Raw genomic sequence first — 24,129 nt, forward strand, 5'->3', positions numbered from 1 at the left:
TCCATGGGTCTGCGCGCAAACGTTCCAGACTGTCGTACGGGGGTGAATCCGATGCGTAAACTCTTGATTGCAGCCGCCTTCTCGCTCGCCTTCGGCGGCGTGGCCGTGGCCAGCGACTACATCGTCGTGAGTTCGACCGATCCGGCCATCAAGCGTGGGCAGGCGTTCGACGCCGGCGCGAAGGTCGCCCTCGGCGCGGGCAAGACCCTGACGCTGATGCGGGCCTCGGGCGAGGTCGTGACCGTGCGCGGGGCTGCGGCCGGCGCCACGATCCCGGGGTCCAAGCTGGCGGCGGCCGACGCCGCGCGGTTCGAAACCATTCGCGCCCTGGTGCAACCGCCGCCCGAAGGCCGCACTTTCGGAGCGCGTCGCGGCGGCATCTGCCCGGCCCTCGAAAGCCTTCAGACGCTGGACGACATCGTCCGCGTCGCCGAGACCAGCGGCTGCAAGACCGTGGCGCGCCAGGCGCTCGACAACTACCTGGCGAAGAACGGCGCCGAGCCGCCGGTGCAGCAGAACTAGCGGCGACCGCCGAGGACTGACACACCCTCCGACTTCTGAGCGCCGCCCGTCGGGCGGCGCTTTCGATTCAGCACGGGCTAACCATGCTCGTTAGCCATCCCGGAACACCGGCTGTGTCATTGCGCCGCACGTGGTGCGTACATCCGTCATCGAAGCCGCGCGGCGCGTACTGCGGCGGTTGCCGAGGGGCGTAGCGACGGCGCTGGCCGGCGTGGTCGCGGCAGCGGCGGGCTCCACGGCCTTGGCCGGGGACCTCGAGGTGCTCCCGCCCGAGCCGGTCAGTTCGGCGATCATCCGTATGCCGCTCGATCATGCGGTGGCGCTCCGTGGATCGGGCGACATCGGCAAGGTCGTGGTCAGTCAGCCGGAAACGCTGGAGGTGAGCGCGAGCGGGGACCGGGGGCTCTATGTGATCGGCCGCCAGCGCGCCGGCGCGAACCTCCTCGTCTACGACCGCGCGGGGCGGCTGTCTCAGACCGTCGACGTGCGCGTGGGCTACGACGCCGAAGCGCTGCGTGCGAGCCTCGCCGCCAGCCTGCCGGGTGAGGAGATCAGCGTCTCCGAGCTCTCCACGGGCCTGCTCCTGGGCGGCGTCGCGTCCAGCGCGGGGGCCGCCGACGCCGCGCTGCGCCTGGCTGAACAGATCGCGCCCGGCGCCGTCACGTCCCATGTGGTGGTCCGTGGCGCCCAGGTGAGGCTCGATGTCCGGATCTTCGAGGCCGGCAGCCGGCGCGTCCGCGACATCGGCTCGGCGCTCGCGTTGCGTGACGGGGCTCACGTGGACCTGCGCGCCGGCTCTGGCCTCATAGGCGCCGAGCCGCCTCAGTTGACGAGCCGCCTGCGTCTCACTCCCGGTCGCTACACCGTGGACGCGGCGCTGGACGCGCTCGAGACGCGCGGCGAGATCGAGATGCTGGCGCAGCCGACACTGGTCTCGACTTCGGGCGCACAGGCGCACTTCCGAGCCGGCGGCGAGGTCCCCTACCCGGTCCCCGGTGGATCGAACGGCGAGTTGAAGCTGGAGTTCAAACCCTATGGCGCCGCCGTCACCGTGGAGCCGAACGTCCAGGCCAATGGACTCATCCGACTGAGGCTCGACGCCGAGCGCAGCGAACTCAACCCCGGCGTAGGCCTGCGTGTGGGGACCTTCACCGTGCCGGGCCTGCTGACCCGCCGCGCCACCACAACGCTGGAGCTGCGGGACGGCGAGAGCCACCTGATCGCAGGCCTCTTCGAGGAGTCGTCCACCGACGCGGTCAGAGGGGTCCCTCTCGCCAGCCGGGCCCCTGTCATCGGACCGTTGCTGCGGGCGATCCAGCGAACCGAGGATCGGCGGGAACTCGCCATCCTCGTCACCGCGCGCCTTGTGCAGAGCGACAGCGCGGCCCTCCCGCCGCACTCGACTGGACCTCCGGCGCCCGCGCCGAACCGCAGCAGGGCCTCGTTCGCGCGGAAGTACGCCCTGCCCGTGGTGACGGAGGTAGCGGAGGCCCTGGCGCCGCCGGTGCGCTGGGCGAAGCGCCAGATCATCCGTGCCCTGACCACGTTGCGCCTGCGCGCCTGAGCGCAGCGACGACTCGTGCGAACCTCCCTCTCAAGTTTGGGAGGCGTCACATGCTGGCTCGGGTCCTGTTCTGCTTGGTCGTCACAGCCATGGCCTCGCCGGCCGCGGCCGGCAGCCTTCCGGACGTCGTGCAGCCGCAGGCGTCCATGGCGCTCCCGGGCCCCACCTGCCGGACGGCGCCGGGTGGCGAGGCCGCGACCACCTGCGCGGTCGCCCTGCCCGCCTCGGCGCTTCAGGGCGGCGCCCTGGTTCTTCAGGTGACCGTCGCCGACACGCCCCGGACTTGCTCCGCGGCGCAGGTGCTGGAATTCAGCGCTCCGGAGCGCGGGGCCTTCCCGATCGTGCAGGGCGCGGGCGGCGAAGGCCGCAAGCCCGCTTGCCATTCGGCCTCGCGCCCGGCTTCATCGGCGAATGCCGCGCCTTAACCCTAATGCGATCTGGCTTTCGCCGCTGCTGGCGCTCTTCGTCGTCCTGTTGATGAGCTTCGAGGACCCTTTTCGCGTGGCGCTGGCGGGGCTTCTCCTGGCGTCGAACGGTCCGGCCTGGCGCGCCATTCACGCCGCAGCGCCTCATCCTCACGTGAAAAGATGATCGCATGCATTTGATTTAACGAGCGATATGAGGAGAGGTTGGTAGGCCGGCTGGGACTCGAACCCAGGACCATTCGATTAAAAGTCGAATGCTCTACCACTGAGCTACCGGCCCGCGACTCCATGGGCCTCCTACGGCGACCCTGTGGCGAAGCGGCGCGGAACCTAGAGGGCTCCGCGCGAAAGTGAAAGCCGCATTCGACGGAGCGGCTTAACACCAAGTCTCCGGTCGGCCATGCTCGGCGCATGGGAACCCCCGCCCCCCGCCTTCTGATCCTCGCCGCCGCGCTGGCCGCGCTGACCGCCGTCAGCGTCGCCGATGCGCAGACGCGGCCCGCCACCAAGCGCCCGCCGGCCAAGGCGGCCCCGCGCAAGCCGCCCGAGCCGCCACCGCCGGTCTACACGCCGCAGGAGCGGATGAAGACGTCCAGCGAGGTCAAGGAAAGCAGCGTCACCGGCGCCGCCACCACGCCGCTGCGCGACCTCGGGGTCAAGAAGACCGACATTCCCGAGGTCCTGCTGCAGGCGCTGGCCGATCCCTATGCGCGCCCCCCCCGCAACTATGGCTGCAACTACCTGATCGCGCTGGTACGGCCTCTCGACGACGTCCTTGGACCGGACATCGACCGGGAACTGCCGGGCGACGAGGACCTCGTGACCCGCGGCAAGCTGCTGGGCGTGGCCGCCGACGTCGCCTCCAGCGCGCTGATTCCCTTCCGCGGGGTGGTGCGCAAGGTCACCGGCGCCGAGGCGCACGACCGGCTCGTGCAGTCGGCCTACGTGGCCGGCAGCGTTCGCCGCGCCTACCTGAAGGGCCTCGGCGAGGCGAAGGGCTGCAATCCGCCCGCGACGCCGAGCCACGAGCGAGCCGGCTCCACGCCCGTCGTCGACAAGCGCGAGCCCCTCAAGCCGAAGTATCCGACGAAGACGTCTGACGCATCGCAAATGCGCGACGGAACGACGTCAGTTCCCCGGCGGAAATAGCCGCCCGAAGCGCCGCCATCAGCGCCTGGAAGAAAGCCAGGTTGTGCCACGACAGCAGGACCTGGCCGAGGATCTCGTTGCTCTTCACCAGATGGTGCAGATAGGCCTTGGAATAGTCGCGGCTGGCCGAGACGGCGCTCTCCGGGTCCAGGGCCGACTCATCCTCCGCGAAGCGCGCGTTCTTGAGGTTGATTGGGCCATCCCACGTCCAGGCCTGGCCGTGCCGTCCGGACCGGGTCGGCAGGACGCAGTCGAACATGTCGACCCCGCGCGCGACGGCCTCCACGATGTCGATCGGCTTCCCGACCCCCATCAGGTAGCGCGGCCGGTCGGCGGGCAGCATCGCGGGCGCATAGTCGAGCACCTCGACCATGGCGGCGTGCCCCTCGCCGACGGCGAGGCCGCCGATGGCATAGCCGTCGAAGCCGGTTTCCAGCATGCGCTCGGCGCTCTCCCGCCTGAGCGCCTCGTCCACACCCCCCTGCTGGATCCCGAAGAGGGCCTGCGCGTCGCGGCTGCCGAAGGCGGCCTTCGAGCGCGCGCCCCAGCGGGCCGAGCGGCGCATCGCCTCGGCCGCGCGCTCCGACGTGGCCGGCAGGGCGACCAGTTCGTCGAGCTGCATGACGATGTCGGATCCCAGGAGATCCGCCTGGATCTCCATCGACCGTTCCGGCGACAAGGCGTGCCGGCTCCCGTCGAGGTGGCTCTGGAACGTGACCGCCTCTTCAGTGACCTTTGAGATCTTCGAGAGCGACATCACCTGGAACCCGCCCGAGTCCGTGAGGATCGGCCTGTCCCAGCGCATGAAGCGGTGCAGGCCGCCCAGGCGGCGCACCCGCTCGGCCGTGGGCCGCAGCATGAGGTGGTAGGTGTTGCCCAGCAGGATGTCGGCGCCGGTCGCCCCCACCTGCTCGACGGTCAGCGCCTTGACGGTCCCCGCGGTGCCCACGGGCATGAACGCCGGCGTGCGGATCTCGCCGCGAGGTGTCGACAGCACGCCCGTGCGGGCCTCGCCGTCGGTCGCGGTGAGGGTGAAGGGGAAGGCCGCCATCACGCCGCTCGCCAGAGCAGGCTGGCGTCGCCGTAGGAGTAGAAGCGATATCCCGTCGCGACGGCGTGCGCGTAGGCCGCCCGCATGGTGTCGAGCCCCGCGAACGCCGACACCAGCATGAAGAGCGTGGACCTGGGCAGGTGGAAGTTGGTCATCAGCCCGTCCGCCGCCCGGAAGCGATAGCCGGGCGTGATGAAGATGGCCGTCTCGTCGCGAAACGGCGACACAACCCCGTCTTCGCCCGTGGCGCTCTCCAGCAGGCGGAGCGACGTCGTGCCCACGCAGACGATGCGGCCGCCGGCCGCGCGCGCCGCGTTCAGGCGCGCGGCGGTCCCGACGCTGACTTCGCCCCACTCGGCGTGCATGCGGTGCCCGGCCACGTTCTCGGTCTTCACCGGCAGAAAGGTGCCGGCCCCCACGTGCAGGGTCACCCGCTCGACGCCTACGCCCATACCCTTAAGCCGCTCGAGGAGCTCGGGCGTGAAGTGAAGGCCCGCGGTGGGGGCGGCGACCGACCCCTCCTGCTCGGCGTAGACGGTCTGGTAGTCCGCGCGGTCCTTCTCGTCCTCGCCGCGCTTGGCGGCGATGTAGGGCGGCAGCGGCATCATCCCCCGCTCGGCGATCGCGGCCATCAGGTCCTGTCCCGAGAGGTCGAAGGCCAGGGTCACCTCGCCGCCCTCCCCCTTCTCGCGCACGGTGGCGTAGAGCGCGCCCAGCAGACAGGCGCGATCGCCGGCTTCACCGAAGACGATCCGATCGCCGGGCTGGAGCTTCTTCCCCGGCCGCATGAAGGCCGTCCAGACATGGCCGCTCTTCAGCTGGTGCAGCGTCGCCTCCACGGCGACACGGCTGTCTCCGCGCACGCGATGGCCCTTCAGCCGCGCCGGGATGACGCGCGTGTCGTTGACCACCAGGACATCCCCGGCCCGCAGCTGCCCGGGGAGGTCGCTGACGGCCAGGTCCCGAAAGGGCAGGCCCGGCTCCACCACCAGCAGACGCGCAGCGTCACGCGGGCTTGCGGGCCGCAGGGCGATCCGGTCCTCGGGCAGGTGAAAGTCGAAGTCGGCGAGCTGCATAGGAGCGCGGGTCAAGGCCATGCGGCGGGCACGGCGTCAAGCGCGGCGCTCGTCCACCGCCTTGCGGGCCCGCTCGACGGCGTCCGCGAGGCGCGCGCGATCCTCGGACCACTTCGCCTCGAGTTTCGCGCGGCGGGCCTCCAGGACCGCAAGATCATCAGCGTGCGCAGCCTCGGCGGCGGCGAGCCGGGCTTCCGCATCGCCGAGGCGCTTCAGCGCCGCCTTGGACGGCCCTGGCGCGGCCTTCGCGACGTGCTTCGCGGGCTTCAGCTTCGCCAGCGCCGCACGCGAGCCCGCCGGCCGCCTCAGGACCTCGCCCGGCCGCGCGCGGGCGGCCTCGGCCACCTCGGGGTCATCGGCCTCGTGAGCCAGTCCCGTCTTGAAGAGGTCCTGACGGCTGCCCCAGGCGGCCAGCGCCTTGGGCCGCGAAGTGGTCGCGACGACGTAGTCGGTCAGGCCGTCGGACGTCACGAACACCTTCAGCTTCGCCGCCATGATCGCCTCAGCGCAAGGCACCGCCGGCTAGGCGTCGGCCGCGACCTTCATCGAGACGATCTTGCCGGGATTGCGGGGCGGCTCGCCCTTGGGCAGCGCATCGACGTGCTCCATGCCCTCGGTCACCTCGCCCCAGACGGTGTACTGGTTGTCCAGGAAGGTGGCGTCGTCGAAGCAGATGAAGAACTGGCTGTTGGCCGAGTTCGGATTGGCGGTACGGGCCATCGAGCATACGCCGCGAACGTGAGGTTCTCGGCTGAACTCCGCGGGAAGATTAGGTTTCTTGGATCCGCCCATGCCCGATCCGGTGGGATCGCCGCCCTGCGCCATGAACCCGGGGATCACGCGGTGGAACACCACGCCGTCGTAGAAGCCCTCGCGCGCCAGTTCCTTGATCCGGGCGACGTGCTGGGGCGCCAGGTCGGGGCGGAGCTTGATCGTCACGGGGCCGCTCTCGAGCTCCATGAGCAGGGTGTTTTCGGAGTCCATCATTTCACCTCGACAGGAATCTGAATGTCGCACGCGGAGAAGTTGGCGCCGCCGGCCGCGATCGCCCGGGCGACTTCGGCCTTGAACCACTTGCCGGCCGGATCGATCACGCGGATCTTCGGCCGTTCCTTCTCCGGGATATCGCTCAGGACGCGGACACGTTCCATCCGGTCCTGCGGGTCGGGGACCGGCTCCCCCGTCTTGATGGCGGTGACCACCTCCTGTCCCGCGATCACCCGTCCGAAGGCCGTGTAGCGCCGCTCGAGACGCGGGAACGCCGCGCGCATGAGGAAGAACTGGCTGTTGGCGCTGTTCTCGTCCTCGCCGCGGGCCGCCCCCGCGACGCCCGCGCAGTAGAGGACGTAGCCGTTGATCTTCCCGTCCCGCGTCATCGGCGCGAGCATCATCGACTGGGTCGAGACCGGAACCGACTTGATGAACCCGATCTCCGCGACGCTCTGATCCTGGACCAGGGCGAAGGGCGTGTCCGGCCCCCGGCGGAACAGGAACTCGGCCTTCAGGTCGGGCTGCGACGAGCCTCCGGTCCCCCGGTTCTCGGGATCGCCGGTCTGGTCCATGAAGTCCTCGATCACCCGGAAGAAGGTGAGGCCGTCGTAGAAGCCCTCACGCGCCAGCTGGCGGACGCGGTCGCTGAACAGCGGGGCCACCTCGGGCACCAGCTCGAGGATGATCCGGCCCTTGTTGGTGTCGATGACCACGACGTCGTTGGGGTCGGGCGTGCGCCAGTCCGCCGCCGTCGGCGCGGCCGGCTTCGGCGGGGCGGGCGGCGCGGCGGGCTTTCGCTGGGCCTGGGCGGAGGCGGCGCACGCAGCCGCCAGGGCGGCGGCCAGGAGAACGGTCCGGAGCGTCATGGGGTCCTCGTAGCCGGACGATGGGCGGCAGGCCAGCCCCGCCGCGCGTCTAGCTCCGCCCCACCTTGGCCAGCAGGCGTTCCTTGACCGCGGGGCTCACGAACTTGCCCACCTCGCCGCCGAGCTGCGCGATCTCCTTGACCAGCTTCGAGGCGATGGCCTGGTGGCGCGGGTCGGCCATGAAGAACACCGTCTCGATCTCGCGGTCGAGCTGCTGGTTCATGGCGGTCATCTGGAACTCGAACTCGAAGTCGGCGACGGCGCGCAGGCCGCGGACGATGAGCGTGGCGCCCATCTCGCGGGCGAAGTGCATGGTCAGGCCCTCGTAGGGCTGCACCACGACCTCGGTCTTGGCGCGCAGCGGCGCGATGGCCTCCTCGACGATGGCGACCCGCTCATCGAGGGAGAACAGCGGCCCCTTGCCGGCGTTGATCGCCACGCCGATCACCAGACGGTCCACCAGCTTGGCGGCCCGGCCCATGATGTCCAGGTGGCCGTTGTGGATGGGATCGAACGTGCCCGGATAGAAGCCGACGCGGGTCATGCGCTTTTTGGTCCCCCCAAGACGACCTTCGCCCTTTCGCCGCCAGGGCGGCGTCTGGCAAGTGGAAAACGCCCGAGGCCGCGCCCGCGCGCGACACACCTGTCGTTTCGTCAGCGCGCCAGATCGAAAGTTGCGAAGGGCTGGAGGCTGTCGATCGCTTCCACGGGCTGCGGCTCCCGCCAGGCGAACAGCCGGAACTGCATCCGGTCCGGCTCGACATCGATGACTGTGAAGCCGTTCCGCTCGCTGACCGGGGCCAGGGGCGACGTCGTCAAGGAGGAAGGCTTCTGCGGCGCGGACCCTCGGACGGCCGACGGCCAGCTGCTCGTGGAGCTGCCCAGCGTGCCGGCAAGGATCACGTTCACCGGGTTTGCCGACAAGTCGAGGTCGCCACTGCGCTCGATGCGGATGCCGCCGACCGCATGGAGATCGCCCGAAATGACCGCCGCCGGACGTGTGGCCTGCGCCGAGAGCGCGCGCATGAGGCGCTGGTGCTGACGGTTCCAGCCCTCCTGCCACATGTATTTGGGCCGTTCGACCGACAGCCGGCCCTCGCCCGATGCCGCGTTGAAGTCGGTGACCTGCGATCCATCGGCCGTCACGCGCGCAGCGCCCGAATTGACCACGATGTCGGGATACCATTCGCGCCACTTGCCGGCGGACCAGCCGGGAGGGTGCGACGGCACATGCAGCAGCTGGGCGGTGTCCTGCGCCTGGGTGCGGGCCAGAAGCCAGGCCTCGACCTCGGGGGGCACGAGGCCGGCCGCAGGCCCCTTCAGGGTGAGGTGGCCGCCGCAGTCGTAGATCAGCGCCTCGAACAGGCGTCCTACGCGCAGGCTGCCGAAGCTCTCCGACAGACCGTCCGGGCGGGCGCCCGAGATCCCGAGCGGGCGCGTGGCCTCAGGCAAGAACTCCGGATAGAACAACGTCTGGACCGCACGCTTGGCCTCGGCCGAGAAGTGGTCTGGCGGAAAGGTGACGAAGCGCTCCTCGGCCTCGTCGTTCTCAAAATAGTCGTGGTCGTCGCCAACGAAGTAGCTGGGCGTCGAGCGCAGGCTAACGCCATAGAGCGCGGCGATTTGCGCCTCGCCGATGCGCCGGATGATATCCTCGTTCACCGTGCCCAGGAGCGGCTGCTCACGGTCGAACATTCCAAACCTGGCGTACCGCGCCTTCGTGGACGCCGCGACGCGCGGGTTGCGAGACTCCAGCCACGTCCGCTGGTCCCAGTAGATGTGGTCGCCGTTGGCGATGATCGCCTGAGGCTGGAAGCTCATCGCCCGCGCCAGCAACCGGCGACGCACCGCCATTGGTCGGAAGACCTCGGGCGCGCCCGGCGGCGACATGTCGGGATCACCGCCCGCGCAGGTGAAGGAGACCAGACGGAAGTGGTCGGGGCGCGAGTCCGGCGCTTCCAGAGTGGCCAGCGGCCAGGGATCGCAAAGCGCATCGCCGCCTTCGAACAGCTGCAGGCGGTGCACCCGACCCGGCGTCAGTCGCGATGCGCGGAAGCGCCAGTAGCGCCCGGCGATATCCGAGCGCAGGCCCGGAATCTGTCGACCGTCCACCCGCAGGGTCAGGCTTCTGCGGGCCGGACGCGTCAGGGAGGCCTTCAGCAGGATCTCGTCGTGGCTGACGGTGGGCAGGAGATGCGCAACGTCGCCGGTTCGCCATTCAGCGGCCTGCGCCGCGACGTTCGAAACGCCCAGGGAGAGGGCCCCCACGCCAACGCCCGCAGCGGCGAACAGTTCGCGCCGGCTCGGCCCGGCGCCCCGCTCGGAATCCGTCGTCATCACAACTCCCGTTCCGCCGTCCCGGCGGCGCTGCCTGCCCGTCAGCCTACGTTGCGACCTTGGCGCCGAATGTCTTCCAGATGACATTCGGGGCATGAGCTGGATCGACACCCTGCCCTGTTCGGCGCGCGATGCGCTGCTTTCAGCCGGTCGACGACGCGACTACCCGGCCGGCGCACAGGTCTATGGCCTGGGAGATTCTCCCGGCGGCCTCTATCGGGTGCAGGCCGGCTCGGCGCGGATCTACCTCGGCGGCGCCGATGGCCAGATACTAATCCTTCGCCTCTCCCGCGCCGGCGACATCTTCGGGCAGACGGTCGCCCTGGACGGCGCGCCGGCGCCGATCTTTGTGGAGGCCAGGACCCCGCTCTCGGTGCTGTTCTTTCCGCAGGCCGAGCTGAGCCGGCTACAGATGCGACATCCGGAGATCCTCGAGGGTCTCTCGCGTCAGGCTGCGACCACGATCCGCGGCCTGATGGCGGCGCTGCAGGAACTGGCGCTCATGCCGCTGCCTATGCGACTGCTGTCCCGCCTACGGGCCCTGTCGCGCGACGCGCCCGCTGCCGAGGGCTGGAGCCGGGTGGACATCTCGCAGTGGGAAGTGACCGCCATGCTGGCCGCCTCGCGTCCCGCCGTGAACAAGGCGCTGCGCAGCCTGGAACGTGACGGCGCCGTGCGGCTGGGCCGCGGCTGGATCGAGCTGCGCAGCCACGGCTGAGGGCTGCCTCAGCCCTCGCCGCCGCCCGCGCCGCCCTCGGCCTCGTCGGACTCCTCGCGCGCGACCTCCGGAGCTTCGGGGTCCTCGCCCGTGTCGGCCAGCCGTTCGACCGAGACCACGTGTTCGTCGGCGCTGGTGCGGAAGATGATCACGCCCGACGTGTTGCGGCCGACCATCCGGACCTGGCGGACCGGCGTTCGGATCAGCTGCCCCTGGTCGGTGACGAGCAGGATCTGGTCGTTCTCGTCGACCGGGAACGAGGCCGCCAGGCGGCCGCCGCGCTTGGTAAGGTCCTGCGCCAGCAGGCCCTGGCCGCCACGGCCCGTGCGGCGGAACTCGTAGGCCGACGTCCGCTTGCCGTAGCCTTCGGTCGACACGGTGAGGATCACCTCCTCGGCAGCGCCGAGGGCCGCGATCCGCTCGGGCGACAGCGCGGCGTCGCCGACGGCCTCCTCATCGTCATCGGGCCCGGCGGCGTCCTCGATGTCCTCGCCCTCGCCGCCCGCCGCGCGGCGCATGGCGTTGGCGTGCTTCACGTAGGCGGCCCGCTCGTCGGCGGTGGCCGCCACCGAGCGCAGGATCGCCATCGAGATCACGGAGTCGCCGTCGGCCAAGCGGATGCCGCGGACGCCGGTGGAGTCGCGGCCGGCGAACACGCGCACCTCATCCACCGCGAAGCGGATGCAGCGGCCGAGGGCAGTGGTCAGCAGGATGTCGTTCTGGTCGGCGTTGCAGACCCCGACACCGATGATGGAATCGCCCTCGTCCAGCTTCATCGCGATCTTGCCGTTGCGCTTGATGCCGATGAAGTCGCTGAGCTTGTTGCGCCGCACGTTGCCCGAGCGGGTGGCGAACATGACGTCGTACTGGTCCCAGGTCGCCTCGTCCTCGGGCAGCGGCAGGATCGAGGTGATGCTCTCGCCGGGCTCGATGGGCAGCAGGTTGACCCAGGCCTTGCCGCGCGAGGTCGGGGTGCCCACCGGCAGGCGCCACACCTTGAGCTGGAACGCCTTGCCGCCGGACGAGAAGAACAGCATCGGGGTGTGGGTGTTGGCCGAGAACACCCGCGTGACGGCGTCTTCGTCCTTGGTCGCCATGCCGGAGCGGCCCTTCCCGCCCCGGTGCTGGGTGCGGTAGATCGCCAGCGGCGTGCGCTTCACATAGCCGCCGTGGGTCACGGTGATGACCATGTCCTCGCGGGCGATGAGGTCCTCGTCCTCGACGTCGGCGTCGCCCTCGACGATCTGGGTGCGACGCGGCACGGCGAAGGCGTCCTTCACCGCCACGAGCTCCTCGCGGACGATCGCCATGACCTTCTCGCGCGAGCCCAGGATCTCGAGGTGCCCCTGGATGACGCCCGCCAGCTCGCGGGCCTCGCCGAAGATCTCCTCGCGGCCGAGGCCGGTCAGGCGCGACAGGGTCAGCGCGAGGATCGCGCGCGCCTGCTCGTCGGTGAGCCGGATCTGGTTTCCGTCCACCACGACCGTGCGCGGGTCGGCGATCAGCTCGACCAGCGGCAGCATGTCGCCCGCCGGCCAGTCGCGCGCCACCAGCCGCTCGCGCGCCTCGGTGGGGTCCTTCGACGAGCGGATGATGTGGATGAACTCGTCGATGTTGGCGACGGCGATGGCGAGGCCCACCAAGACGTGGCCGCGGTCGCGCGCCTTCGAGAGCTCGAACTTGGTGCGCCGGACGACGACCTCCTCCCGGAAGTCGACGAAGGCGGTGACCATTTCCTTCAGGCCCATCTGCTCGGGCCGGCCGCGGTTCAGCGCGAGCATGTTGACGCCGAACGAGGTCTGCAGCGGCGTGAACCGGTAGAGCTGGTTCAGCAGCACGTCGGGCGAGGCGTCGCGCTTCATCTCGATGACGATGCGCATGCCTTGCCGGTCGCTCTCGTCGCGCAGGTCCGCGACGCCTTCCACGCGCTTCTCGCGCACCAGCTCGGCGATGCGCTCTACCAGGGCGGCCTTGTTCACCTGATACGGGATCGAGGTGATGACGATCGCCTCGCGGTCCTTGCGGATCTCTTCGATCGTGGCCTCGCCGCGCATGATCACCGAACCGCGTCCGGTCATCAGCGCCTGCCGCGCCCCGGTGCGGCCGATGATCAGTCCGCCGGTCGGGAAGTCGGGCGCAGGCACCAGGTCGAGCAGCTCGTCGAGCCCGATCTCGGGGTTGTCCACATAGGCCAGGCAGGCGTCGACGACCTCGCCCAGGTTGTGCGGCGGGATGTTGGTGGCCATGCCCACCGCGATGCCGCCGGCGCCGTTGACCAGCAGGTTGGGGATGCGCGACGGCAGCACCACCGGCTCCTGCTCGGAGCCGTCGTAGTTGTCCTTGAAGTCGACCGTGTCCTTGTCGAGGTCGGCCAGGATCGCCATCGAGGCGCGCGTCAGCCGGCTCTCGGTGTAGCGCATGGCCGCCGGCGGGTCGTTGTCCACCGAGCCGAAGTTGCCCTGCCCGTCCACCAGCAGCAGGCTCATCGAGAACGGCTGCGCCAAGCGGACCAGGGTGTCGTAGATCGCGAGGTCCCCGTGCGGGTGGTACTTACCCATCACGTCGCCGACGATGCGGGCCGACTTCACATACCCCCGGTCGGGCGTGTGGTTCTGCTCGTTCATCGAGAACAGGATGCGCCGGTGCACCGGCTTCAGGCCGTCGCGCACGTCCGGCAGGGCGCGGCTGACGATCACGCTCATCGCGTAGTCGAGGTACGAGCGCTTCAGCTCGTCCTCGATGGCGATAGGGGCGATCCCCCCGGGCGCGTGCTCGGGAGGCGGGGTGTCTGCGGAATCGGTCAAGGGAAAGGAACGCCGTTCGAATCGGGAGGCTTATGTAGGGGTTCCTGATAGCACTCCGAAGGGGGCTGCGTCATCTCGCGCGGGCGCACGCGTACGCGCGCACGCGAAGCATCGACAGCCGCGGCGCGCGATGCCACGGGAGCGGATCGGATAAGGAGGCCTGGATGGCGGCGGCGTTGGCGTGGGGCGTGAAGCAGAGCTTCCGGAGCTATGTGACCGGCTCGGGCGGATCGGTGCGGGCCGACGCCGGAGCGGCCGAGGCGGACGACGGGTTCGTCTTCGCGGCCGACGGCGGCGACCTGGCCTTCGACGGCGAAGGCCGGCCGCGCGGGACTGGCCGGTTCCGGGGCGCGCTCGCGTTCCAGGCCCACGGCGGCCTGCTCTCGGTGAGCTTCTCCGACCCCTGGGTCGAGGCCGGGCCCGACGGCTGCGTGCTGTCCGTGGCCGACGCCGGCGGCCGGCGCGTCCCCTTCGCGAAGCTGGACGCCGCAGGGGCGGCCGCGGCGGCGGACGGCGCGGTCACCCTGCCCTGCGCCATCACGCTCGACGGCATGATGATCCTGGGCGACCACTACCCGCCCGGCACCGTCCTGGACCCGGTCACGGTGAGGATCTGACCGCGAGGGCGACGGGGCCCTGCATCGGAACGGCGCGCCGGGTGTTTTCCACGCTCAGCCTTCACCGTCCACGAGGTCCCGCTTGGCCCCCGCCGCCGATCCCGTCACCCCCGTCTACGACATGGCCCGGATGGCCCTGTCGGGCGACCCCGTCATGCTGCGCGCCCTGGCCGCGGCCATCGGCGGCTTCAGCATCCGGCTCGCGGCGGCGCTGGCGATCCTGGCGGTCACGCTGTGGCTCGCACGGCGCCTGGGCCGGGTCGCCGAGAGGGCGATCTCCCGCGTCCACCGCAACGGCCAGGCGCCCGACCAGACCCTGGCCGCCTTCCTCTCGGGCCTCGTCCGCTATGTGATCATCGGCATCGGCCTCGTGGCCGTGCTGCAGCAGCTGGGCGTCCAGGCCACCTCGGTCCTGGCGGTGCTGGGCGCCGCCTCGCTGGCCATCGGCCTGGCGCTGCAGGGCACGCTGGGCAATGTCGCGGCCGGGGTGATGATCCTGATCCTGCGGCCCTACCGCACCGGCGACCAGGTGGAGGTGAACGGCCGCAGCGGCACGGTCCGGGGCCTCGACCTCTTCAACACCCGCCTGGTGGACTACGACGGCCTGACCGTCTTCCTGCCCAACGGCAAGGTGTTCGGCGACACGATCGTCAACATCAGCCGCGGCGGCCGCCGGCGCATCGAGCTGCACTTCGGCGTCGACTACGAGGACGACCTGGACGCCGCGATCGCCACGCTGATCGAGCTGGCGCGCGCCGATCCGCGGGTGCTCGACGATCCGGAGCCCTGGGCCAAGGTGACCGCGCTCGCCGACTCCTCGGTGACGGTGACCCTGCGCTGCTGGGCGCAGCCGCAGGACTGGGTGAATACCCGATACGACCTGGTGAAGGCGGCCAAGGCGGCGCTGGAGGCCGCGGGGCTGTCGTTCCCCTACCCGCACCAGGTGCAGCTCGACCGCAAGGACACCCGGCCGGCGCCAGGGGCGGTCCGCGGGGAACCACGAATGGACACGAAGGACACGAATGCGCCCGGCGCGCCGTGAGGCCGGGGGTCGGGCCCGTCACTCGTTGTCGGAGCCGCGGCGCGGGGAATCCGGGTATGCGTGGCGCTGACGGCCCGCGCCGAGGCGGGGCCCTGGGAGGAAGACCATGACGCCTGTCGCCCGCCGCTCGGCGCTGACCCTGCTCGCCGCCATGGGGCTCGCGCCCGCCGCCGCCCGCGCCCAGTCGAGGATGCCGCAGGTGGTGATCTACCACCTGGAGGGCCGCCGCTCGGAACGGGTGGTCTGGCTGATGGAGGAGCTGGGCCTGCCCTACCAGCTGGAGTTCAAGCGCGGCGACCTGATGGGCTCGATGGCCCAGATCCGCGCGCTCAGCCCCATCGTCCCCATGGCGCCCACCGTGAAGTACGGCGACCAGATCCTGGTGGAGTCGGGCGCCATCCTCGAACTGATCCTCGAGCGGCACGGCGGCGGGCGGCTCATGCCCGCCAAGTCCAGCGCCGACTACGCGCGCCACCTGATGTGGATGCACTATGCCGAGGGCTCGCTGGCCGCGCGGCTCTTCTCGGACTACCGGGCCTGGATGGCCGCCCCGCCCACCCGCCGCTCGCCGCTGGTGGACTCCGAGGCCGTGGTCCAGTTCGCCGACGAGCACCTGAAGGCCCACCCGTGGTTCGGCGGCGCCCAGTTCTCGGCGGCCGACATCATGATGCACTTCCCCCTGAACGTGGCGACGGCGCTGAACATCGTCGACGCCGCCCAGTTCCCGGCGGTGGCGGCGTGGAAGACCAAGGTGGAGGCGCGCCCCGCCTTCGTCCGCATGCGCGCCAAGGCCCTGCCCGACGGCAAGATGCCGGGCATGCTCCCGGTCCTGCCCAAGCACGCGCCCAGCGGCCCGCGCTAGCGGCGGGATCGCCTCTCCGGACACCCCGGGGCGGAGGGGAACCACGAATGGACACGAAGGACACGAATGCGCCTTGCGCGCCGTGAGGCCGGGGATCGGGCCCGGCGGACCATTCGTGTGCTTCGTGTTCATTCGTGGTTGGCAAACCCGAGAAAGGGTCCACGGACGCACGCGGAACACGCGGACGGGCGGCTCGGCGGAGCGCACTGGACGGGGCGGCGCAACCCGGCGTAGCTTGTTTCTTGCACTGCAAGTGTATGGGGGGACTTGCCTTGAAAATCCAATCGATCGCGGCGCTTGCCGCCGCCTTTTCGCTCGCCGCCGGCCCGGTGCTGGCCGAGACCAAGGTCCAGGAGGGCACGGAATTCCCGCTGCGCCTGGAAGACACAATCTCCAGCAAGACGGCCGCCGAGGGCGACCGCTTCACCGTCACGCTCACCGAGGACGTGAAGCTGGCCGACGGGACCATCCTGCGCGCCGGCTATCGCGGCGTGGGCGAGGTGGTGGAGGCGCGCAAGAACGGCGCGCTGGGGAAGACCGGCAAGGTGAACCTGCGGGTCAGCTACCTGAAGATCGGCGACCAGCGCGTGCGCCTGCGCGCCGCCAAGAGCGCCCAGGGCGACCACCGCACCGGCACCCAGATCGTCACCGTCGTGCTGGTGGGCGTCTTCGCCGGCTTCGTGAAGGGCAAGAACGTGACCATCCCCAAGGGGACGCAGTTCACGGGCTACGCCGACCAGGACACGGTGCTGGACACGCCGCTGGCGCCGCCGCCGGAGGACATTTGAGGAGCGGCGGCAGCCGCGCCCTTCTCCTTTGTCATCCCGGTTTCGCCGCCAGGCGAACACCGGGATCCATAGACTCCGCACCTCAGGACCACCCCGGGCCGCACCGCCGCGCCGGGACCTCGAACGCCTGCGCGTATGGGTCCCGGCCTTCGCTGCGCGAAACCGGGATGACAGCCGTGGGGGGTGTGGGCGTGGAATCGGGCCGCGGAAGCACGCGGAGGACCACGGCCGAGCCGGCGTCGCCCGGGCCGTGATCCGGGCCGTCCGTGCGGGTCCGTGTGCTCCGTGGACCTCCCTCTTCGGGCGCCGGCGGCGGTGAGGCCGCGAGCATCTGTCCACGGAAGAGCACGGAAGAACACGGACAGGGGGCGGCTGCCGGGCCGGCGATCCTCGCCCTCCCCGTTTTGTCATCCCGGTTTCGCCACTGGCGAAGACACAGCCAACCGCCCGCCGCGCGGTTCAGGGGGCCCGGTTCACCGTCTCGATGGAATAGGCCTGCCAGCGGCCGTCGCGGAAGGCTTCCCAGACGGCACGGAAGCGGGTGGGCGACAGGCGGGTGATGGTCTCGCGCACGCGCACCGTCCCGCCGACCGAGCGGACCTCGCCCTCCAGCGCCAGGACGTCGCCCGCCCAGGCCTTGGCGCGCACCGTGGCCCAGGCGCCCGAGGCGTCGAACACCACCCGCACGATCTCGCCGGTGAGCGGGTCGCGGCCCCAGATGTCGCGGGCGTTGATGGTCCGGTCGGCGGACACCCCCTGCCCGCTCAGCCACGGGCTGCCGGGGAGCTGCTCGACGCGGTAGTCGGCGACCACGACCTCGCGGGTGAGCGGATCCTCGGCCGAGACCCGCCAGCGGCCGACCAGGTACTCGACGCCGGCGGCGGGCGGGGTCGGCCCGGGGGCCGGCTCGGGGGTCTGAGCGGGGGCCTGGGCGTGGGCGGCGGCGGCGAGCGCGGCGGCGGCGAGGGCCACGAGGACGGTACGCATGCGGGGATTCTCCCTGAGACTGGGCAAAGTCTAGCGGTGGGGCGCGGCCGGTGGGGTTAAGGTGCGGTAATCCAGGGAGGCGGCGATGGGCGTGTTGATCACCGGCGGGACCAAGGGCATCGGCCTGGCCATCGCCGAGCACCTGGCGGCGCGTGGGGCCCCGGGGGGCGAGCCGCTGGTGCTGGGGTGGCATGCGGACGCCGAGGCGGCTGACGCGGCGCGCCTGCGCATCCAGGCGCTGGGCGCCGAGGCCTCGACCATGCGGGGCGATGTCGGCCGGCCGCAGGACTGCGCTCGGCTCGTGCGCGCCGCGGCGGCCGTGGGCGGCGGGCCGCTCCACATCGTGCACTGCGCGGCGGCGATCTGGCCGACGGCGCTGCTGGAGGCCGACCTCGACGCGTTCGAGGGCGCGATGCGCACGAACGGGCTCTCGCTGCTCTACCTCGTGCAGGCCGCCCGGCCCTGGCTCGCCCCCGGCTCGTCGATCGTCTTCATCACCAGCGCCGGCGCGCGCACGGTGCTGGCGAACTACGCGGCCCTCGGCTGCGGCAAGGCGCTGGCCGAGAGCCTGGTCCGCTACCTCGTCCCCGAGCTCGCGCCGCTGGGCGTGCGCATCAACGCCGTGGCCCCGGGGCTGGTCGCCACCACCTCGGTGGCGAAGATGGCCGGCGGCGAGGCGGCGGCCGAGCGCGTGCTGGACCGCGGCGCGCGGGCGAACCCCTCGGGGCGGCTGACCGAGGGCGCGGACTACGCCGCGGTGGTCGAGTTCCTGCTGGGCGACGGGGCGCGGTTCGTCCAGGGCCAGGTGATCCACGCGAACGGCGGGGCTTGGGTGGGGTGAGTTGGGGTGCGCGGGGCTCAAGTCCGGGCGCGGAGCGTGCCCGACGCCTACGCCGCCGGGCCTGTGGCTGGCCGTGGACTTAAGGGCGGGTGTAATCCGGGGGATGGCGACCGCCTAGATCGCCGGCGCTCATGATTACGACAGCCACGCGGTAACGTAGCGAGAGCATGGGCGCGCTCGAAGAATCGGCTTAACAGGATATCAACTATCTTTGTTCGCCGAATCAGCACCTCCTAGATGAAGGAGGGCTGCCGAATGCTGTCTTTCAGTGTTGGCGCATTTCTGAAGGTTGCGTCCCTCAATCCCAAACCTCAGAAGACCGCGCTTCGAAACCGAATCCTGGGAAGCACGGGTCAGCCGTACGACTTCCATCGGAGCCTCAAGCTGGCCACCGGGAAGTTCATCACTGGTGATGCCGCCCTGCCAGATCTAATCGAAAGCTAAGGCTGTTACGCAGCTTCCGGAGAGAAAGTCTCTCATAGCCGGTCTGACCAAGCTCGGCATTTGGCGCACAGGCTCGCGCGGCAGTCCCTTCAAGGTAGCGCCAAGAGTCTATGAGAGCCCGAATTCTCTTTTCAAGATCTCGTTCCAGCCCGAATTCGGCATCGAAGATGGCCAGAAGCGGACCGCCTACCAGTTGTGGAACACCAAGACACCCGACCTCAGACCCTCTGCCGCCTATCGCACTTTGAAGGTGATGGCCGATCTCTATGCGGATAGCCCACAAGGCCTGGCCGACTTCGGCGTGCTGTCGCTCCATGAGCCGAAGGTCTTTCTCCTTTCGGATCAGGCTATCACCCCGGCTGAAGCGGCAAGCCTCATCCAGGGGATCGAGCATACCATGCTTGAAATCTACGATGAGGCGGGCGCACCCGCTCCCCCACCGCCGGGACAACACCCTCCAGGTCCTTAAGGGCAGCCTGCCCGCCCCCTTAGTACTCGACAGCGGCTCCTACGAGCGGCCGCTCTGCCAGTTTGCAATCTGCACGCGCAACGTGCAGCTTGTCTCAGAGCCACTTCGGGGGGAGTGATGACGAAGACGCGATCTTTCTCGATATACTTGCTGAAGCAGGCGTTCGATCCAGCGACTGCTCTCGAGGCGGCGCATTCACTCCAGACAGTAACCAATGCCAGCGCCCTACCTTCGGGCTCGGTGCTACATATCCTGCCGAGCGCCCCGCGCGACCCATGGTGGAAAGGGTTCTTTGGCATCCCCCAAACACTAAAACAGCAGGGAACAGGCGCCCTCATGTTCGTTCCTGCTGCCGGCAGATGGTTTGCCCTCTGCTTTGGTCACGTTTCTCAAAATCTTAAACCCGAAAGCTACGAATACGATTTCGGATTGCGCGTAACGCTTAACAGCGTCGATCGCTTTGCGCTTAAGAGCACCGATATATTCGAGCCAGGCTCCGCCAGACGGAGGCGGATCCAAGTCCCCAGCCCCTCCGACTTGACGCTGTTCGATTTCAACGACGACAGCAACATACTGAAAAGTCTGACAGGTAAGGTCAAATCCACCCGATCTCACCTTTTCAAGAATGCTACTGGGGCAAGCAACTTACGGATTAGCGCTAAGATTGATTCGTCCTCGATTTCTTCTCTCTGCTCGGAACTGCTCATCATCTACAATTCTGAAGAGTTCAAGACGATCTTCCCGGACATCCAGAGCGTTTCTCCCATTTCAGATCCGGCCGTCATAGCAGCACGAAACATCGAATTAGTTACAGCCCTCCGCGCGAAATCCGACTCGGTCTCGCTTACCGTTCCAGACATGATCAACTACAACGAAAGCCTCTTCGTAACCTTCACTGGCGAGCGGCAGGGACAGCTGTACGACGGGGCCGACATAAGCTATTTTTACGATTACCTCGACGAGAAGGGGAAAGACCTTGCCTCCCTGTCCCTGGACGATTTGCGTCGATACAAACTCGTCCTTGTAAATGAAGACAGCAGCGACCGGATACCGTTTCCGCTGTATCGCGCCCTCATCTTTGATGTCTCGGCCCCAGGCGGCATAGTTTACCACCTTTCGGATGGACACTGGTATAGGTTTGATCAGGCTTATGTAGATCGCATGAGAGCGTATCTTGATCCGCTCTTCAAAGACGACCCTGCCCTACCGGCGTATTCTCACTCAACCGAAGGTGCTTATAACCTAGCGGCAGCTGCCGCCATGCCTGACACTATCTGCCTCGACACCACCAATATAAGTCCAAGCTCTCACACTCAGATCGAACCATGCGACCTATACAGCGTGGAAAATAACGTAGCGGTACTTCGTCACGTGAAATTTTCCACAAGATCAAGTCAACTTAGCCACCTGTTCAACCAAGGTACCAATTCGGTCGAACTCCTAAAGATCGAGCCCGCATCGGCGGCAAAGCTCAAGGCATTGATCTCGAGCGGCGGCACCTTGATGGCCGCACCAGTGGATGCTGGCAAGTACGCTGTGCGCTACTGCATCGTCACTTCGAAGGATCCCTCTAAGAAATCCGAGAACCTGCCCCTCTTTTCTCGCATGTCCCTGGTACGAGCAGCCAAATTTCTGACGCTAATCAATGTTGAGCGCAGCGTCTGTTTTGTCATGGATGCTTCTCCTGCTGCGGCAAAAAAGAGAATTCCCCGCAAGAAGACAGGTAGTCCGTGATGCGCCAGGGCGCCTGATGCTTGTTCGCCGGCAAGCCCTTGGGCGACAGCTTCCCTGCCACTGCTCTCCGCCCGACCCACTCGCGCCAGCGGTCTCACAGCCGCATACGCCCGAGGCGTAGTCGAAGCCGACGACGGTGACGCCGCCGTCGCGTCGCGCCAGGTCGGGCAGCCGCGCCCCCCCTGCCCGCTGCTTGCCCTCTCCACCACCCGCTCTTCGGCCTGCGGCCTCGGCGGGCGGTCCCCCTCTCCCGCTGTCCGGGAGAGGAAGGGGCGGGAGAGGAAGGGGTGGGGGTTGGGGCGGGGGCGGGTCGTGCGGCGTGCGAATGCGCGTCCGCCCACGCCTTGACTCGCCGTCGCGGCATTCCATCTACCGGGTGGTATAATCAACGACGGAGCCCCCCGATGCCCACTCGCCGTATCCTGGCCCTCGCCGCCGCCTGTACGCTGGCGCTGCCGGGTCTAGCCCAGGCCGCGACGCCGGCCGCGACCAAGGGCGACATCGTCGACACGGCCGTGGCGGCCGGTCAGTTCAAGACGTTGGCCGCGGCGCTGCAGGCCGCGGGGCTGGTGGGGACGTTGAAGGGGGCCGGGCCGTTCACGGTGTTCGCGCCCACGGACGCGGCCTTCGCCAAGCTGCCGGCGGGCACGGTGGACACGCTGCTGAAGCCCGAGAACAAGGCGCAGCTGGTCTCGGTGCTGACCTACCACGTGGTGCCCGGCGCGGTGACCAGCGGGGCGCTGGCCGGCAAGGTCACCGACGCCAAGACCGTGGAAGGCCGCACCGTGAAGGTGGACGCCACGAAGGGCGGCGTGACCGTGAACGGCGCCAAGGTGACGGCGGCCGACATCGCCGCGACCAACGGGGTGATCCACGTGGTCGACACGGTGCTGCTGCCGAAATAGCGGCCGCGCCGAAATCGGGGCTGCCGGCGGCCGTCCCTGCGGATCTTCGCCTGTCTCCCAAAGCCCGGAAGGTCCGCGCCGCCGCGGCGGCGCCGCGCCAGGATCACCCCCCCGGCGCGGCGTACGCCCGCAGGAAGGCCGCACAGAGGTCGTCGATCACGGTGGTCAGGTCGATCGGGCTGGCCGCCCCGCCGCCCAGGTGATCCTGGTGCAGGATCGCCACCAGCAAGGGCGACAGCAGGAACAGCGCCGCGGCGCGGGTGTCGGCGGCGATCATCTCGCCCCGGGCCACGTGGACGTCCAGCCGCCGCCGCAGCGCGTCGACCGTGGGGTCGATGACGTAGCGCAGGGCCGACGGCCCGATGCGGTCGTCGAGCAGCCCCTCGGCCAGGGAGACGGCGAAGACGTCGCCCAGCCGCGCGTCGCGGGGCCGGCGCATCGCCGCCACCAGGGCGTGGGCGTAGTCGCGGATGGAGGTCTCCAGGCCGCCGGTCGGCTGGGCCACCGCCTCGAGGCCGCGGCGGCCGTCGGCCAGGTAGGCGTCGAGGATCGCCGCCATCAGTTGCGGCCGGTCGGCGAAGTAGTGCCGCAGCGTCGGCGTGGAAACGTCGCCCGCCTGGGCGAGCTGGCGGAAGCTGGGGCGCGCCGTCTCGCGGCGCATCAGGCGCGCGGTGATCCGGCGCAGCAGGGCGGCCCGCTTGGCCTCGTAGTCCGCGTCGCGCGCGCCCTTCGGTCTCGCCACCCTGGCACCCCTCCCGGCGGCGGCTTAGCGGGAAATCGGCGGGGGGGATAGTGTGGGGCGAGCGGGCCCCGGCGCGAGGGGCGGTGGCGCCGTCCCATTCAACCGCAGAGGGCGCGGAGGGGGCGCAGAGGGCGCGGAGAGCTCTGCGCCCTCCGCGTTCTTCTCTGCGTCCTCCGCGGTTCGATCGAGCGCCTGCGGCGTCCGCGGGCGGGAGAGGAAGGGTGCGGGCCCTCCGCCGCTAGCGGGCGAGGACGGGGGCGGCGCGGCGGCGGTTGCGGAGGGCGGCGCCGGCGAGGCCGAAGCCGGCGATCATCAGGGCCCAGGCGCCGGGTTCCGGGACGGCGGCGCCGGTGGCGATGCGGACGTCGTCCAGCAGGACCGCGTCGGTGACGTGCAGGGCGATGCTGACGCCCGTGATGGCCGCCGAGCCGTAGTCGAAGCCGAAGAAGGTGAGGCCGCCGTCGCCGGCGACGGTGGGCGAGAGGAGCTCCACGCCGCCGCCCGAGAGCGTGACGGTGATCTGGGCCGGGAGCTCCAGGTCGACGATGTAGGCGCCGAAGGCGCGGATCGGCGCCGAGAAGGTGAAGACCGGCGAGCCGGCGCCGAACTCGGTGTAGGCGATGTAGCCCTTTGACCCGGAGGTCGGGCCGCCGCCGTACGGATAGCCGGTGGTGACGCCGAGGGCGCCGTCGAGGGTGGCCGTGCCCGTTCCGTAGCTCCACGACGGCTGCACCCCGTCGGCGAAGCCTTCGAAGTCCTGCAGCGTGAAGCTGCCGACCGCAGCGTCGAACGCGGCGGCCGCGGTCGCGGCGTTGGCGTTGATGTCCGAATAGACCGTGGAGGCGGCCGCCGGCAGGGCGGCGGAGGCCAGGACGGCGGCGGCGGCGAGGATCCCGATACGCGACATGTCAGCAGCTCCCGATGTAGGCGAGCTGAGCCTTGTCGGTCCGCGGGCGTTGGTAAACACGACTCGCCTGGGAGGCGATGTTTTGGGCTGGGGCGGGCGCTGGGAGGTTGCAGGCATGGGGCTGTGCTGGCCGCTTGCCCTCTCCACCGCCCGCTCTTCGGCGGGCGGTCCCCCTCTCCCGCGCGCGGGAGAGGAAGGGGGTGCGACGGGCGGCGCGGAGGCCTCTGCGTTCTCCGCGTTCTTCTATGCGTCCTCCGCGGTTCATTCGAGCGCCTGCGGCTTGCGCGGA

24 protein-coding genes and 1 tRNA gene are annotated in these 24,129 nt (G+C 69.6%); 13 read left to right on the plus strand and 12 right to left on the minus strand.

The annotated features are described in order from the left end of the window. The first annotated feature begins 51 nt into the window (after positions 1-51). The 3 genes from AC2D8W_RS01330 to AC2D8W_RS01340 all read left to right on the plus strand — a co-directional run bounded on the left by AC2D8W_RS01330 (position 52) and on the right by AC2D8W_RS01340 (position 2,511). The gene (locus AC2D8W_RS01330; protein ID WP_293484704.1) at positions 52-522 is read left to right on the plus strand and encodes a hypothetical protein; all 471 of its coding nucleotides are present in this window, start codon (positions 52-54) and stop codon (positions 520-522) included. A 130-nt stretch (positions 523-652) separates the two neighbouring features. Beyond that, positions 653-2,086 (plus strand): type II and III secretion system protein family protein, encoded by a 1,434-nt coding sequence (locus AC2D8W_RS01335; protein WP_484670006.1) that lies wholly within the window; start codon positions 653-655, stop codon positions 2,084-2,086. A 50-nt stretch (positions 2,087-2,136) separates the two neighbouring features. Further along, entirely contained in the window at positions 2,137-2,511 is a 375-nt protein-coding gene (locus tag AC2D8W_RS01340; protein WP_484670007.1) for a hypothetical protein, read from the plus strand. A 205-nt stretch (positions 2,512-2,716) separates the two neighbouring features. Here AC2D8W_RS01340 and AC2D8W_RS01345 read toward each other — a convergent pair. Next, a tRNA-Lys gene (locus AC2D8W_RS01345) sits at positions 2,717-2,791 on the minus strand. A gap of 131 nt (positions 2,792-2,922) precedes the next feature. Here AC2D8W_RS01345 and AC2D8W_RS01350 point away from each other — a divergent pair. Further along, positions 2,923-3,660 (plus strand): hypothetical protein, encoded by a 738-nt coding sequence (locus AC2D8W_RS01350; protein WP_484670008.1) that lies wholly within the window; start codon positions 2,923-2,925, stop codon positions 3,658-3,660. Here the strand turns inward: AC2D8W_RS01350 and tgt are convergent. From tgt to AC2D8W_RS01385, 7 genes are all read right to left on the minus strand, one after another. Beyond that, on the minus strand, positions 3,581-4,711 hold the full coding sequence (gene tgt / locus AC2D8W_RS01355; RefSeq protein WP_484670009.1) for a tRNA guanosine(34) transglycosylase Tgt: 1,131 nt from the start codon (positions 4,709-4,711) through the stop codon (positions 3,581-3,583). The two genes, AC2D8W_RS01350 and tgt, sit on opposite strands and share 80 nt — an antisense overlap. Continuing rightward, a complete protein-coding gene (gene queA, locus AC2D8W_RS01360; protein ID WP_484670540.1) occupies positions 4,711-5,787 on the minus strand; it encodes a tRNA preQ1(34) S-adenosylmethionine ribosyltransferase-isomerase QueA in 1,077 nt (358 codons plus the stop codon). Before queA ends, tgt begins: the two co-directional genes overlap by 1 nt. Before the next feature lie 36 nt (positions 5,788-5,823). Beyond that, positions 5,824-6,282, minus strand: coding sequence for a hypothetical protein (locus AC2D8W_RS01365; RefSeq protein WP_484670010.1), 459 nt, complete (start codon positions 6,280-6,282; stop codon positions 5,824-5,826). A 27-nt stretch (positions 6,283-6,309) separates the two neighbouring features. Next, a complete protein-coding gene (locus tag AC2D8W_RS01370; protein ID WP_293484690.1) occupies positions 6,310-6,774 on the minus strand; it encodes a peptidylprolyl isomerase in 465 nt (154 codons plus the stop codon). Continuing rightward, the gene (locus tag AC2D8W_RS01375; RefSeq protein WP_484670011.1) at positions 6,771-7,643 is read right to left on the minus strand and encodes a peptidylprolyl isomerase; all 873 of its coding nucleotides are present in this window, start codon (positions 7,641-7,643) and stop codon (positions 6,771-6,773) included. Before AC2D8W_RS01375 ends, AC2D8W_RS01370 begins: the two co-directional genes overlap by 4 nt. Before the next feature lie 49 nt (positions 7,644-7,692). Then, complete coding sequence (coaD, locus tag AC2D8W_RS01380; RefSeq protein WP_293484686.1) at positions 7,693-8,187, minus strand: pantetheine-phosphate adenylyltransferase; 495 nt, start codon at positions 8,185-8,187, stop codon at positions 7,693-7,695. Positions 8,188-8,297: 110 nt separating this feature from the next. Continuing rightward, on the minus strand, positions 8,298-10,091 hold the full coding sequence (locus AC2D8W_RS01385; protein WP_484670012.1) for a metallophosphoesterase family protein: 1,794 nt from the start codon (positions 10,089-10,091) through the stop codon (positions 8,298-8,300). On the opposite strand from AC2D8W_RS01385, the gene AC2D8W_RS01390 reads away from it, so the two are divergent. Next, complete coding sequence (locus tag AC2D8W_RS01390; RefSeq protein WP_484670013.1) at positions 10,075-10,698, plus strand: Crp/Fnr family transcriptional regulator; 624 nt, start codon at positions 10,075-10,077, stop codon at positions 10,696-10,698. The two genes, AC2D8W_RS01385 and AC2D8W_RS01390, sit on opposite strands and share 17 nt — an antisense overlap. Before the next feature lie 8 nt (positions 10,699-10,706). Here AC2D8W_RS01390 and gyrA read toward each other — a convergent pair whose 3' ends face one another. Continuing rightward, on the minus strand, positions 10,707-13,400 hold the full coding sequence (gene gyrA, locus AC2D8W_RS01395) for a DNA gyrase subunit A (RefSeq protein ID WP_484670541.1): 2,694 nt from the start codon (positions 13,398-13,400) through the stop codon (positions 10,707-10,709). A 266-nt stretch (positions 13,401-13,666) separates the two neighbouring features. Here gyrA and AC2D8W_RS01400 point away from each other — a divergent pair, with 266 nt between their 5' ends. The 4 genes from AC2D8W_RS01400 to AC2D8W_RS01415 all read left to right on the plus strand — a co-directional run bounded on the left by AC2D8W_RS01400 (position 13,667) and on the right by AC2D8W_RS01415 (position 16,811). Then, positions 13,667-14,119 (plus strand): HtaA domain-containing protein, encoded by a 453-nt coding sequence (locus AC2D8W_RS01400; protein ID WP_484670014.1) that lies wholly within the window; start codon positions 13,667-13,669, stop codon positions 14,117-14,119. An 82-nt stretch (positions 14,120-14,201) separates the two neighbouring features. Further along, positions 14,202-15,161, plus strand: coding sequence for a mechanosensitive ion channel family protein (locus AC2D8W_RS01405; protein ID WP_484670015.1), 960 nt, complete (start codon positions 14,202-14,204; stop codon positions 15,159-15,161). 106 nt (positions 15,162-15,267) lie between these two features. Continuing rightward, positions 15,268-16,023, plus strand: a complete 756-nt coding sequence (locus tag AC2D8W_RS01410) for a glutathione S-transferase family protein (protein ID WP_484670016.1) — start codon at positions 15,268-15,270, stop codon at positions 16,021-16,023. Positions 16,024-16,295: 272 nt separating this feature from the next. Then, on the plus strand, positions 16,296-16,811 hold the full coding sequence (locus tag AC2D8W_RS01415; protein ID WP_484670017.1) for a hypothetical protein: 516 nt from the start codon (positions 16,296-16,298) through the stop codon (positions 16,809-16,811). A gap of 459 nt (positions 16,812-17,270) precedes the next feature. Here AC2D8W_RS01415 and AC2D8W_RS01420 read toward each other — a convergent pair whose 3' ends face one another. Next, complete coding sequence (locus AC2D8W_RS01420; RefSeq protein WP_484670018.1) at positions 17,271-17,798, minus strand: hypothetical protein; 528 nt, start codon at positions 17,796-17,798, stop codon at positions 17,271-17,273. Between the two features lie 85 nt (positions 17,799-17,883). Between AC2D8W_RS01420 and AC2D8W_RS01425 the strand changes: the two genes are divergently transcribed. From AC2D8W_RS01425 to AC2D8W_RS01440, 4 genes are all read left to right on the plus strand, one after another. Then, complete coding sequence (locus AC2D8W_RS01425) at positions 17,884-18,639, plus strand: SDR family NAD(P)-dependent oxidoreductase (protein WP_484670019.1); 756 nt, start codon at positions 17,884-17,886, stop codon at positions 18,637-18,639. 697 nt (positions 18,640-19,336) lie between these two features. Then, entirely contained in the window at positions 19,337-19,552 is a 216-nt protein-coding gene (locus AC2D8W_RS01430) for a hypothetical protein (RefSeq protein ID WP_484670020.1), read from the plus strand. 117 nt (positions 19,553-19,669) lie between these two features. Further along, positions 19,670-21,286 (plus strand): DUF6119 family protein, encoded by a 1,617-nt coding sequence (locus tag AC2D8W_RS01435; protein WP_484670021.1) that lies wholly within the window; start codon positions 19,670-19,672, stop codon positions 21,284-21,286. Between the two features lie 404 nt (positions 21,287-21,690). Further along, positions 21,691-22,191 carry a fasciclin domain-containing protein gene (locus AC2D8W_RS01440; RefSeq protein ID WP_484670022.1) on the plus strand — a complete coding sequence of 167 codons (501 nt, stop codon included), beginning with the start codon at positions 21,691-21,693 and terminating at the stop codon, positions 22,189-22,191. Positions 22,192-22,294: 103 nt separating this feature from the next. Here the strand turns inward: AC2D8W_RS01440 and AC2D8W_RS01445 are convergent, their stop codons facing one another. Next, positions 22,295-22,933 carry a TetR/AcrR family transcriptional regulator gene (locus AC2D8W_RS01445; RefSeq protein WP_484670023.1) on the minus strand — a complete coding sequence of 213 codons (639 nt, stop codon included), beginning with the start codon at positions 22,931-22,933 and terminating at the stop codon, positions 22,295-22,297. A 238-nt stretch (positions 22,934-23,171) separates the two neighbouring features. After that, positions 23,172-23,840 (minus strand): PEPxxWA-CTERM sorting domain-containing protein, encoded by a 669-nt coding sequence (locus AC2D8W_RS01450; RefSeq protein WP_484670024.1) that lies wholly within the window; start codon positions 23,838-23,840, stop codon positions 23,172-23,174. Between the last annotated feature and the right edge of the window lie 289 nt (positions 23,841-24,129).

Source organism: Phenylobacterium sp. T106 (assembly GCF_057219735.1).

What these genes read in the sequence shown, in the direction of transcription:
- AC2D8W_RS01330 (WP_293484704.1), top strand. Translation starts at nt 52, where the DNA reads ATGCGTAAACTCTTGATTGCAGCCGCCTTCTCGCTCGCCTTCGGCGGC.
- AC2D8W_RS01340 (WP_484670007.1), top strand. Translation starts at nt 2,137, where the DNA reads ATGCTGGCTCGGGTCCTGTTCTGCTTGGTCGTCACAGCCATGGCCTCG.
- AC2D8W_RS01350 (WP_484670008.1), top strand. Translation starts at nt 2,923, where the DNA reads ATGGGAACCCCCGCCCCCCGCCTTCTGATCCTCGCCGCCGCGCTGGCC.
- tgt (WP_484670009.1), bottom strand. Translation starts at nt 4,711, where the DNA reads ATGGCGGCCTTCCCCTTCACCCTCACCGCGACCGACGGCGAGGCCCGC.
- queA (WP_484670540.1), bottom strand. Translation starts at nt 5,787, where the DNA reads ATGCAGCTCGCCGACTTCGACTTTCACCTGCCCGAGGACCGGATCGCC.
- AC2D8W_RS01365 (WP_484670010.1), bottom strand. Translation starts at nt 6,282, where the DNA reads ATGGCGGCGAAGCTGAAGGTGTTCGTGACGTCCGACGGCCTGACCGAC.
- AC2D8W_RS01370 (WP_293484690.1), bottom strand. Translation starts at nt 6,774, where the DNA reads ATGATGGACTCCGAAAACACCCTGCTCATGGAGCTCGAGAGCGGCCCC.
- AC2D8W_RS01375 (WP_484670011.1), bottom strand. Translation starts at nt 7,643, where the DNA reads ATGACGCTCCGGACCGTTCTCCTGGCCGCCGCCCTGGCGGCTGCGTGC.
- coaD (WP_293484686.1), bottom strand. Translation starts at nt 8,187, where the DNA reads ATGACCCGCGTCGGCTTCTATCCGGGCACGTTCGATCCCATCCACAAC.
- AC2D8W_RS01390 (WP_484670013.1), top strand. Translation starts at nt 10,075, where the DNA reads ATGAGCTGGATCGACACCCTGCCCTGTTCGGCGCGCGATGCGCTGCTT.
- gyrA (WP_484670541.1), bottom strand. Translation starts at nt 13,400, where the DNA reads ATGAGCGTGATCGTCAGCCGCGCCCTGCCGGACGTGCGCGACGGCCTG.
- AC2D8W_RS01400 (WP_484670014.1), top strand. Translation starts at nt 13,667, where the DNA reads ATGGCGGCGGCGTTGGCGTGGGGCGTGAAGCAGAGCTTCCGGAGCTAT.
- AC2D8W_RS01410 (WP_484670016.1), top strand. Translation starts at nt 15,268, where the DNA reads ATGACGCCTGTCGCCCGCCGCTCGGCGCTGACCCTGCTCGCCGCCATG.
- AC2D8W_RS01420 (WP_484670018.1), bottom strand. Translation starts at nt 17,798, where the DNA reads ATGCGTACCGTCCTCGTGGCCCTCGCCGCCGCCGCGCTCGCCGCCGCC.
- AC2D8W_RS01425 (WP_484670019.1), top strand. Translation starts at nt 17,884, where the DNA reads ATGGGCGTGTTGATCACCGGCGGGACCAAGGGCATCGGCCTGGCCATC.
- AC2D8W_RS01430 (WP_484670020.1), top strand. Translation starts at nt 19,337, where the DNA reads ATGGCCGATCTCTATGCGGATAGCCCACAAGGCCTGGCCGACTTCGGC.
- AC2D8W_RS01435 (WP_484670021.1), top strand. Translation starts at nt 19,670, where the DNA reads ATGACGAAGACGCGATCTTTCTCGATATACTTGCTGAAGCAGGCGTTC.
- AC2D8W_RS01440 (WP_484670022.1), top strand. Translation starts at nt 21,691, where the DNA reads ATGCCCACTCGCCGTATCCTGGCCCTCGCCGCCGCCTGTACGCTGGCG.
- AC2D8W_RS01450 (WP_484670024.1), bottom strand. Translation starts at nt 23,840, where the DNA reads ATGTCGCGTATCGGGATCCTCGCCGCCGCCGCCGTCCTGGCCTCCGCC.